This window comes from Mycobacterium sp. UM_Kg1 (assembly GCF_000972925.1).
Lineage (GTDB): Bacteria > Actinomycetota > Actinomycetes > Mycobacteriales > Mycobacteriaceae > Mycobacterium > Mycobacterium hiberniae.
The window spans coordinates 39,514-49,827 of record NZ_JRMK01000010.1 but is presented as its reverse complement, the minus strand read 5'-3'; the positions used below and the strand labels follow the sequence as shown (position 1 = coordinate 49,827).

The window sequence follows — 10,314 nt, the reverse complement described above, 5'->3', positions numbered from 1 at the left end:
TGATTCTCCTAAAACAGGAAGCTAGTTTCCAGTGCAGGCGCCGGTGGGTTCCACCCCCGGTAGCGGCACTCGGAGCGGAGGACGGCCATGAACAAGGACGACATGGTTCTGATCAGCGTCGACGACCACACCGTGGAACCGCCTGACATGTTCGCCAACCACCTGCCGCGCAGGTACCTCGATGACGCACCGCGCCTGGTGCACAATCCCGACGGCTCGGACTCATGGCAGTTCCGCGACGTGGTGATCCCCAATGTCGCGCTCAACGCGGTCGCGGGCCGGCCCAAGGAGGAATACGGGCTCGAACCGCAGGGGCTGGACGAGATCCGGCCCGGCTGCTACAACGTCGACGAGCGCGTCAAGGACATGAATGCCGGCGGCATTCTCGCGTCGATCTGCTTCCCGTCCTTCCCCGGCTTCGCCGGCCGGCTCTTCGCCACCGACGACCCGGACTTCTCCGTCGCACTGGTGCAGGCCTACAACGACTGGCACATCGACGAATGGTGCGGGGCCTATCCCGGGCGCTTCATCCCGATGGCGATCCCGGTGATCTGGGATGCCCACAAGTGCGCCGATGAGGTGCGGCGGGTGTCCAAGAAGGGTGTACACGCCCTGACGTTCACCGAGAACCCGGCCGCGATGGGCTACCCGAGTTTCCACGACTCATACTGGGACCCACTGTGGCAGGCGCTGTGCGACACCGGCACGGTGCTCAATGTGCATATCGGCTCGTCGGGCAAGTTGGCCATCACCGCCCCCGACGCGCCGATGGACGTGATGATCACCCTGCAGCCGATGAATATCGTCCAAGCCGCCGCGGATCTGTTGTGGTCCAAGCCGATCAAGCAGTATCCGGACCTCAAGATCGCCCTGTCCGAAGGCGGCACCGGGTGGATCCCGTACTTCCTGGATCGCGTGGACCGCACCTACGAGATGCATTCGACCTGGACCGGCCAGGACTTCGGCTCCAAGTTGCCCTCCGAAGTCTTCCGGGAGCACTTTTTGACGTGCTTCATCTCCGACCCGGTCGGGGTGAAGCTGCGGCACGAGATTGGCATCGACAACATCGCCTGGGAGGCCGACTACCCGCACAGTGACTCGATGTGGCCCGGAGCGCCCGAAGAGTTGTGGGATGTGCTGACCGCCAACAACGTGTCCGATGACGACATCGACAAGATCACTCACCGCAACGCCATGCGCTGGTACTCGTTCGACCCGTTCACGCACATCCCCCGGGAGCAGGCAGGAGTCGGCGCGCTGCGGAGGGCGGCCGAGGGGCACGACGTCTCGATCCGTGCGCTCAGCAACCACCGGGATGGGGACCGTCAGGCCAACGCGCTGATGGACGCCGCCCGGTCCAACAGCTGAGTCCCGCCGTCGGCATCGGCACCCCGGTCGGCATTGACGCGGCCATCGGGGTATGAAATTCTGTTCACCGGTTGCGAGAATGCCATTCTCGGATGCGAGAGGGAGCGGAACGGCTCGATGGATCCAGACACGATCGACTTCTTCACCGACCAGACGGTGGTAGGCGACCCGTACCCCTATCTGCGTGCCCTCCGCGAGCGCTCGCCGGTTACCCGTGAACCGCACCACGGCGTAATGATGGTGACCGGCTGGGAGGAAGCGTGCGCGGTGGCCGGCAACGCCGAGGTGTTCTCCTCGTGTATCGCGGTGACCGGGCCCTTCCCGGGCTTCCCGGTGCCGCTGGACGGTGACCTGGGCGGCGAGACCGTCGCGAGCCTGATCGACAAGCACCGAGACGAACTGCCGTTCAGCGATCAGCTGCCGACGCTGGACCCGCCGATGCACACCGACCACCGCGCGCTGCTGATGCGGCTGCTGACTCCCAAGCGTCTCAAGGAGAACGAGGACGCCATGTGGGAGCTCGCCGATGCGGTGCTCGATGAGTTCCTCGCGCCCGGGGCCGGCGAATTCATCGGAGGTTTCGCAGCTCCGTTCACGCTGCTGGTGATCGCGGACCTGCTGGGTGTCCCGGACGAGGACCGCGAAGACTTCGTCAAGAACATGCATCGCAACGTCGGTGGCGGCGTCGGCAGCACCGATGCCAAGGCGCTGGCGCACAGCCCGCTGGAATTCCTCTACGCCACCTTCGCCGGCTACATCGCCGATCGGCGCAGTGCGCCGCGCGACGATGTGCTGACCGGCATGGCGGAGGCGACGTTCCCGGACGGCTCCATTCCGGACCCGATGGATGTGGCCAAGGTGGCGGCCAACGTCTACTCCGCCGGCCAGGAAACCACAGTGCGGCTGCTCGGTTCCGCCCTGAGGATCATCGGGGAGCGGCCCGACATTCAGCAGCGGCTGCGTGACGACCGCAGCCTCATCCCGAACTTCATCGAGGAGGTGCTGCGCTTCGAGAGCCCGGTCAAGGGCGACTTCCGGCTGTCGAGGGTGGACTCCGAGATCGGTGGCGTGCACGTCCCGGCCGGCACGACCCTGATGGTCCTGGCGGCGGGGGCCAACCGGGATCCGCGCCGGTTCACCGATCCGGAGACCTTCGACCCGGCGCGCTCGAATGCTCGCCAGCACATCACCTTCGGGCGTGGCATCCACAGCTGCGCCGGCGCGCCGCTGGCCCGCGCCGAAACCCGCATCGCCATCGAGCGTCTGCTGGACCGCACCAGCGACATCAGGATCTCTGACGAGCTGCACGGCCCCGACGGTGCACGCAATTACCACTACATCCCGACCTACATCCTGCGCGGGCTGATCCAACTGAATCTGGAGTTCACCCCGGTCGAGCGGGCGGCGCGATGAAGGCCTGGGTCGACCCGGATCGCTGCGCTGGACACGGCATCTGTACCACGATCTGCCCGGAGGTGTTCGCCATCAACGGCGACGGGTATGCCGAGGCCGCCGGCGACGAGGTACCGGCGCAGTTCGAAGCGGCGGTGCAAGATGCGATCAAGCAGTGCCCGGAACGTGCGATCGACGAAATCACCGACGACTCACCCACGAAGGAGAACTGATGGCCGACGCGCCCAAGGGGTATGTGATCTTGACCGAGGCCATCAAAGACCCGGAGGGCATGCTCGCCTACGGTAAGGCGGCCGGGCCGACGATGGCCGGCGCAACAATCCTGGCCGTCGACACCAAGCCCGAGCTGCTGGAAGGCGATTGGCACGGAAACCAAACCGTGGTGCTGGAATTCGAGTCAGTCGATGCGGCCCGCGCCTGGTACCACTCCGAGGGCTACCAGGCTGCCGCGAAGATCCGGCAGGGTGCGGCCGACTGCAACGCGGTGATCCTGGCGGGCTTCCCGGCGCGTTAGTCTGCGCCGTACGGCGACCCGCTTCGCCCGGCTCCGCCGCGCTTGCGATCGCCGTGCGTCATACGGCGACCCGCTTCGCCCGGCTCCGCCGCGCTTGCGATCGCCTAGTCGTCCTCCACCTCGACGATCGACAAAGCCTGGCGGGGGCACCGTCTGACGGCCTCGGCGATGTCGTTTTCGGTGTCGGCTGTGACGTCCGGGTTGAGGATGAAGAGGTTGTCCTCGTCGTCGACATGGAACACCTCGGGGTTGATGGCCATGCACACCGCATTGGCTTCGCACAGTCCGTAATCCGCTACCACTTGACGCTTGGTCACCGCTACCCCTACCGCACTACTCGGACCGGCACGTTGCGCCATCCCGCGACGTTCTGCATGTGTACCCGTTGCAGGCCGTCCCAATCCACCTCGTAGCGGGGCATGAAGTCCAACAGCCGTTCTAAGGCGATGGCGCTTTCCATGCGGGCTAACGCTGCCCCCAGGCAGCTGTGAATCCCATACCCCAGGCCCAGGTGTTGCGCCTGCGTCTGGTCTCGGTCGATGTCGAAGGTGTCGGGATCGGTGAACGCTTCGGGATCCCGGTTGGCCGACGCACTGATCAGGAACACCGGCTTACCCGCCGGAATAGTGCCGCCGGCGACCTGCGCCTCTTTGAGGGTGTACCGGACGTTGTACTGCACCGGGCCCTCATAGCGCAGTAGTTCCTCGACGGCGGCGGGAATCTTGCTGCGATCATCGAGCAGCTTCTGCCACTGATCGGGCTGGCGGGCGAAGATCACTGCGGCATTGCCGATCAGCTTGGTGACGGTCTCGGCCCCGGCGGCCCCGAGCAGCGTGGCGAATCCGGTGATCTCGATATCGTCCAAGCGGCGCATCTGGCCGTCCTCGCCGGGCATTTCGGCGGCGATCAGCCTGCTGATCATGTCGTCTTGCGGGTTGGCGCGTCGTTCCTGAATCAATCCGTAGTAGTAGGTCGCAGTCTCAATGGCGGCCTGTATACCGGCCTCGCTGGTCTCGATCTGCCCCGGCTCGCGGTGCAGCGAGGTGTCGATCCAGTGCCGAACCTGTTGACGGTACTCGTCGGGAACCCCGGCCATCCGGGTGATGACTTCCACCGGGAACGGCCCGGAGAAGTCCTGCACCACGTCGAATCCGTCGGGGTCGACAGCGCCGAGGAACCGGTCGACCTGTTCGATGACGGTGTCGCGCTGGGCCTGGATCGCGCGCGGGGTGAAGGCCTTGTTGAGCAGGCTCCGCATGTGTCGATGGTCCGGCGGGTCCATGAAGATGATCATCTGCTGCGGCGCCGAACCGGCGCGCACCATCGCCAGGTCGCAGCCGCGGGTCGATGAGTAGGTCGAGAAGTCCTTGAGCGCCGCGGCCACGTCCTCGTGGCGGGTCAGGGCGTAGAAGTCTTCTTCGGCGTTGTAGTACAGCGGGGCTTCCTCGCGCATTCGCCGATATATCTCGAACGGATTGTCGAAATACTCTTCGGAGAACGGGTCGAAGACGAGTTCGGCCTGGGTCATCGAACCTCCTCAGGGCGCCGCGCGCTGCACCTGTCGACGCTGAGACGACGGACTATAACCGCTACTGTAAGTCAAACGGCAAGCCGTCGGAGACGAATGCCGCCGACCGGTGTCACCGGGGATGGTTCATCAGCGACAGGGCCGCGTCGGCGGCGTCGAGCACAGCCCCCGGCTCCGCCTCCGCCCGCTGAGCCAGGTCCGACACCAAGCGAACGTCCTTTTGCAACAGGGCACCCGCCAGCCCGGCCAACCGGTCCAGGGTTCCGCCGGAGCCCCGGATGCTGTTCAGTGCGAAGCTGCTCGCGCTGCCCCGTGACACCACCTCGGCAAGCTGTTCGGTGGCGACACCCAGTTGCCTGCCGAGCGCCAGTGCCGTGGCGGCGGTCGCCAGGTTGGCGGTGAACAACAGATTGTTGAGCAGCTTGGTCACCTGCCCGGAGCCCAGGTCGCCCAGGTGCACCACCGGGTCGGCATAGGTCTCGAAGACCGGCCGGCAGCGCTGAACGGCCTCGGGGTCGCCGCCGGCCATCACCAGCAACGTACCGGCCGCAGCGGCCGGCCCGCCGCCGCTGACCGGGGCATCGATCACCGCAACACCGTGCTGCTCGCAGTGCTGCGCCAGGCGGCGGCAGGTGTCGGGATGCACCGTGGAGTGAATCGCGATGATCCCGCCGGGCCGCATGCCGGCCAAGACGCCCTGGTCACCACAAACCACCTGCTCGACGTCGGCATCACCGACGACGCACAGGCAGACCAGGTCGCTGAGGCTGCCCAGCTCGGCGGGGGAGTCCGCGACGCGCGCCTCGGTGTCGGAGAAGGGCTCCAAAGTGGCGGGCCGCCGGGCCCACAGCGTGATGGCGTATCCGCCTTCGGCGATACGTCGCGCCATCGGCGCACCCTGGCTGCCCAACCCGATGAAACCGACGCGCATCAGCTGACCTCCTTGTCGCGCGCGAACGCCGCGGCCGCGCAGTCGTCGACGAATGACAGCACCGACCGGTGATAGTGCTCCGCGCTGAACCCGATGCTGAGATTGTGGCCCGCGCTCTCTTGGTCGTTGCAGGTGAAACTGTTTGCCGCGCTGAACACCTCGCGGATCTGTCTGCGGGCCTCCGGGCCGGATTCCCAGACCCGCTCGTGCTCGGCGAAGGTGAAGCGCACCGGTATCCGGACCTGTGCGGCCAGCGCGGGAAAGTCCCGGCGTGGCCAGCTGCCGACCATGTCCGCCTCATAGGGCGCACCAGAGGACACCTTGGTGATCCCGCGCAGTACCGTTTCGGGATACAGCGAGGCGGGCTCCCAGAGCAGTTCGCGCAGGACGGCGTTGCGCTGGCCGGGTTCGGGTGCGTTGAATGCGGCGCGGGCAGCGTCGCTGTACCGCAGCCCGGTACCGGCCAGCTCCATCCCCAGCAGCTCGGCGCCGCGCTCATCGGCGGCCATCCGTACCGCCAGTTCGCAACCGTTGGAGTGCCCCAGCAGGAACAGGCCGGCGCCGCGCGCCCGGTCCCCGAGAATCCGGTCGACGGCCAGATAGGCCAGCCGCACCCGCTGCTCGGGTGTGGCTGTCTCGTCGGGGTACAGTGCCGAGCTGCCGTAACCGGGCCGATCGAGTGCGATCACCGTGTATCCCAGTGCCGCACCGGCTCTCAGCAGCGACAGGTTCGGCTGCCCGGGGCAGTCGAAATAGATCGACGTGGTCCCGCCGCCGTGCAGCGCGATCACCACCGCCCGCGGGTCGGGGACTTCGGCAACCAGCGCCGACATCGGCACGCCGCCGGCGCTGATCATTCGCGGGCGCACTGTTCGACCCATCCGCCCCTCCTTAGGAATCGGTCCGCAGCAATATGACTCCGCTCGGTGTCAGCCCGCCGCTGCTGGCCACGGCGACCCTGGCGCCGGCGACCTGGCGCGCCCCGGCTTCTCCGCGCAGCTGTGTGACGGCCTCGTGGATCAGCCCCATCCCGTGGGTGCGCCCGTGCGAGAGCTGACCGCCGTGGGTGTTGAGGGGCAGGACGCCGTCGCGGGCGATGTTGGTGCCGCCGTCGAGAAAGCTCTTGGCCTCGCCGATGCCGCAGAAGCCCAAGGCCTCGATCCAGGACAGGCAGTTGAAGGTGAACCCGTCATAGAGTTCGGCGACATCGACGTCGGCTGGGCGCAGCGAGGTCCGCGACCACAGGTGGGCGGCCTGGCCGAGGACCTGCGGCTCGTGGGTCAGGGGGCTCTGGTCCCAGTCCAGCCGCTCGATGATCTGGGTGCCGACCGCCTCCACCAGCACCGGCGGTTTGGCCAGGTCTCGGGCGGCGTCCACGGCGGAGACGATCACCGCCACCGCACCGTCGCACGGCACGTCGCAGTCGTAGAGGCCGAACGGTGTGGTGATCATCCGGGCGGACAGGTAATCGTCCATGTCCATCGGGTCGCGGTAGATCGCCGTCGGGTTCAGTGCTGCGTTGGCACGCTGGTTCAACGCGATCCAGCCGAGTGTCTCGCGGGTCGTGCCGTAGCGGTGGAAGTGCCGTTGAGCGTTGAGCGCCAACGTGTGTGCGGCGGAGGTTGCACCGAACGGCACCTGCCAACTGTCCGTGCGCCGTCCGCCGGGCATCGTGGCTCTGCCCGCCTTCATCCGCTCGCCGAACGTCGATTCCCACACTGTGCGGAAACACAGCACGTGGCGGGCCAGACCGGTGGCAACGGCCATCATCGCGGCGATCACGGAGCCGGCGGGCCCGAAGGTGTCCATGCCGCCGTTGATCCAGGTCGGGCGCAGTCCCAAAGCGCCCTCCAGCGCCGAGATCCCGCCTTCGCCCATGCCCGCGACGTCGAGACCCGGATACGTCGAGAGCCCGTCGATGTCCTCGAAGGTCAAGCCGGCGTCGGCGACAGCCGCTTGGCATGCCTCCACGGTCAGGGCCAAGGGTGCAGCCATCAGCCGTCGCCCGATTCGGGACGCCCCGATCCCGGTGATCGCCGACTTGTCCTCGAACTTGTCGGTCGTCACCATCGGCCGCACGTGCTGTGCGAAGTCCTCGGGCGCGATCTCGTCCGCGGGAAGTGGCCGGTTCTGCGAGTCTTCCGCATCGCCGGGTACCGGACGAAACAGCGGCAGCCATACGTCTTCGATGTTCTCGAACACCACCTCGACCTGCCGGCCGAGCTCCAGTTGGTCGGGATCGCAATCGATGATGTTGGTGGTGAGTCGAACTCGGGGATCCTCGTTGATCGCTACCTGGGCCACCACGTAGGGCGCCGGCAGTCCGGGAAGGCTGAACCGGTGGTTGACGGTGAACCCGGCCACCGTGGCCCGCCCGGAGACGTCGCGCACCCCCATGTTCGTCCCCCGGCAGTACCGGCACACCGGCTGGGGCGGATGAATCAGCGCGGCACAGTCGAGGCAGTTCTGCAGTCGCAGTACGCCATCGGCACCAGCGGTCCAGAAGAACTCGTTCTCGGGCGTGACCAAGGGCAGTGGGCGTGAGCTCACGCGTCGTCCTCCTCGGGGACCTCGATGATGGCGTGCACCGGGCAGTCCAGCAGGGCGCGCATGACGTCGTGCTCGTCGGCAGCGGCGACCGACCCGTCGCCCGTCAGGGAGGCATAACCCCAGTCGTCCAGGGAGAAGTACTCCGGGGCGTGCTTGGCGCAGTAGCCGAACCCGTCGCACACCGTGCGGTCCAGTCGGATCCTCATACCGTCGCCTCCTCGATCGCGTAGGGACGTGCGGCGCGGAAGGCGCCGCTTCGGCAGGTGTCGCAGCAGCCCTCTGAGTGGCCGGCCACCAATTCCGGGAAGCGGGTCAGCAGGCTGGCGGCAACGCCTGCGGCGCCGTCCAGCGTTGCGCAGGCGCCGCGTCCGGGCAGCGTCCCGGCCCACCTGCGCAGTCGCTCGACGTCGGCATCCGTCGCCACACCGTCGCGCAGTGCTTCGGCAACCGCCGCCATCGCCGCGGTGCCGTTGAAGCACGATCCGCACTGGCCGGCGTTCTCCCGGCCGTAGTAGGCCAACACCGAGGCTGCCACCGCGACGGGGCACTCCTCGGTGAGGACGGCGATCGCTGCGCAGCCCAGGCCGCTGCCGACGGCGCGCAGCGATTCGTGGTCGAGGCCGACCCGCAGTTCGTCGGGGTTGAGCAGGCCGGCGAAGTAGCCGCCCATCAGCACGCCGCGGACCTGCTCGCCCGCCAGGCCGTGCAGGCGCAGTAACTCAGAGAGCGCGATGCCGTGCGGCAGCTCGTAGAGCACCGGTGGTCGCCCGCCGCCGCTCACGGTGGCCAGGAAGGTTCCTGGGGACAGTGCGGTTCCCTTTGCGCGAAAGGCGTCCGCGCCGTGCCGTAGGACAAAGGGAAGGTTCGCCAGCGTCTCGACATTGGACACCAGCGTCGGAAGCGCAGCGACGCCCCGCTGGTAAGGGCGGGGCGGCTTGTCGGTCGGCTTCGCCGGGCCGCCGTTGATCGCCCGCACCGCGGCGGTCTCCTCACCGGCCACATAGCTCGGGTCGACGACGAACACCTCGATCGACAACCCGCCGAGAACCTCCTGGCCCAGCTGACTGAGCGCGTTCTCGACGCTGCGGGCGGACATCGGGTCCGAGACATAGACGTAGGCACTGCGGGCCGCCACCATCGCGGCTGCCAGCCGCAGACCGTCGATCACCAGATGCGGCCGGCGACGCAACAGCCAGCGGTCCTTGGCCGAAGCCGGTTCGCCCTCTTCACCGTTGGCCACCACCACGGCGCCGCCGGCGCGCCGGCCGCCGTCGCGAACCGAGCACAGCTTGACCCCCAGGGGGAACGCCGCACCGCCGCGGCCCAGCAGGCCGCTGCGCTGCACCTCGCCGAGCAACCCGTCGGCGTCGTCGAGTGCCTGATATCCGCCGTCGGCCAGATACTGCGCGGCGGACTCGGCTTCCGATCGCGCCCCCAGCAGCCGGGGTTCGCAGCCCGGCCAGGCGGCCACGGTGATGGCCGACAGGTCGGGGGTAGCCGTGCACTTGGTCGTCATCGCCACCTCGTTTGACTAGGCTCACGGACGTGAGAACAGCGGTGGTACGCCTCGACGTCGACCCTGCTGGGACGCTGACGCCCGAGCATGTGACGACGGGAATGGCACGCCTGCGGGAGCTGGCGGCCCGGGCCGGTGCCGACGTGGTCGATGCCGATGTCGAGGTGGGCCGGCGCCATGTGCGACTGCTGATCACCGGATTCGAGGACGACGTCCGGGAATTGGGAATCCGACTGTGCGCCAACGCTTTCGGCACCACCCCGCAGCCCGGCGTGGTGACCTATCTGAGCAGGGGCACCGACGACGACGTTCACGGGGTGCTCGCCGGGCTGGGACTCGCCGGTGAGATCGTCCGGGTGCCGGGGCCGGACGGTCTCGACGTCGTGCACGTGACTGTTGCCGAACCGGATCTGCAGCGGGTCGGCGAGAGCCGCGTCCACACCGCACTGGAGGCGTCGCTGAACTGCGAGGTTCACCTTCACACCCGATGACCG

Annotated in this window: 11 protein-coding genes and 1 pseudogene; 5 read left to right on the top strand and 7 right to left on the bottom strand. The window is 67.6% G+C overall.

All coding sequences use genetic code 11. From position 1 onward, the window contains the following. The first annotated feature begins 87 nt into the window (after nucleotides 1–87). From LI92_RS03160 to LI92_RS03145, 4 genes are all read left to right on the top strand, one after another. Complete coding sequence (locus LI92_RS03160; RefSeq protein ID WP_046315805.1) at nucleotides 88–1,368, top strand: amidohydrolase family protein; 1,281 nt, start codon at nucleotides 88–90, stop codon at nucleotides 1,366–1,368. Between the two features lie 117 nt (nucleotides 1,369–1,485). Next, on the top strand, nucleotides 1,486–2,781 hold the full coding sequence (locus LI92_RS03155) for a cytochrome P450 (RefSeq protein ID WP_046315802.1): 1,296 nt from the start codon (nucleotides 1,486–1,488) through the stop codon (nucleotides 2,779–2,781). Further along, the gene (locus LI92_RS03150; protein ID WP_046315801.1) at nucleotides 2,778–2,993 is read left to right on the top strand and encodes a ferredoxin; all 216 of its coding nucleotides are present in this window, start codon (nucleotides 2,778–2,780) and stop codon (nucleotides 2,991–2,993) included. The genes LI92_RS03155 and LI92_RS03150 overlap by 4 nt, the downstream gene beginning before the upstream one ends. Beyond that, entirely contained in the window at nucleotides 2,993–3,295 is a 303-nt protein-coding gene (locus LI92_RS03145; protein ID WP_046315799.1) for a DUF1330 domain-containing protein, read from the top strand. Before LI92_RS03150 ends, LI92_RS03145 begins: the two co-directional genes overlap by 1 nt. 104 nt (nucleotides 3,296–3,399) lie before the next feature. On the opposite strand, the gene LI92_RS03140 is transcribed toward LI92_RS03145, so the two are convergent. From LI92_RS03140 to LI92_RS03110, 7 genes and pseudogenes are all read right to left on the bottom strand, one after another. Beyond that, a complete protein-coding gene (locus LI92_RS03140) occupies nucleotides 3,400–3,612 on the bottom strand; it encodes a ferredoxin (protein ID WP_286134821.1) in 213 nt (70 codons plus the stop codon). Between the two features lie 8 nt (nucleotides 3,613–3,620). Further along, entirely contained in the window at nucleotides 3,621–4,823 is a 1,203-nt protein-coding gene (locus LI92_RS03135; protein ID WP_046315796.1) for a cytochrome P450, read from the bottom strand. A 112-nt stretch (nucleotides 4,824–4,935) separates the two neighbouring features. Next, nucleotides 4,936–5,754 (bottom strand): NAD(P)-dependent oxidoreductase, encoded by an 819-nt coding sequence (locus tag LI92_RS03130; protein ID WP_046315794.1) that lies wholly within the window; start codon nucleotides 5,752–5,754, stop codon nucleotides 4,936–4,938. Beyond that, complete coding sequence (locus tag LI92_RS03125; protein WP_046315792.1) at nucleotides 5,754–6,635, bottom strand: alpha/beta hydrolase; 882 nt, start codon at nucleotides 6,633–6,635, stop codon at nucleotides 5,754–5,756. Before LI92_RS03125 ends, LI92_RS03130 begins: the two co-directional genes overlap by 1 nt. Before the next feature lie 10 nt (nucleotides 6,636–6,645). Next, a complete protein-coding gene (locus LI92_RS03120; protein ID WP_046315790.1) occupies nucleotides 6,646–8,304 on the bottom strand; it encodes a thiolase C-terminal domain-containing protein in 1,659 nt (552 codons plus the stop codon). A gap of 11 nt (nucleotides 8,305–8,315) precedes the next feature. After that, nucleotides 8,316–8,510, bottom strand: a pseudogene (locus LI92_RS03115) (ferredoxin); the annotation flags it as partial. Then, the gene (locus LI92_RS03110; RefSeq protein WP_046315823.1) at nucleotides 8,507–9,820 is read right to left on the bottom strand and encodes an NADH-ubiquinone oxidoreductase-F iron-sulfur binding region domain-containing protein; all 1,314 of its coding nucleotides are present in this window, start codon (nucleotides 9,818–9,820) and stop codon (nucleotides 8,507–8,509) included. The gene LI92_RS03110 and the pseudogene LI92_RS03115, both read right to left, overlap by 4 nt. A 29-nt stretch (nucleotides 9,821–9,849) precedes the next feature. Here LI92_RS03110 and LI92_RS03105 point away from each other — a divergent pair, with 29 nt between their 5' ends. Further along, the gene (locus LI92_RS03105) at nucleotides 9,850–10,311 is read left to right on the top strand and encodes a hypothetical protein (RefSeq protein ID WP_082109518.1); all 462 of its coding nucleotides are present in this window, start codon (nucleotides 9,850–9,852) and stop codon (nucleotides 10,309–10,311) included. Nucleotides 10,312–10,314 lie beyond the last annotated feature (3 nt).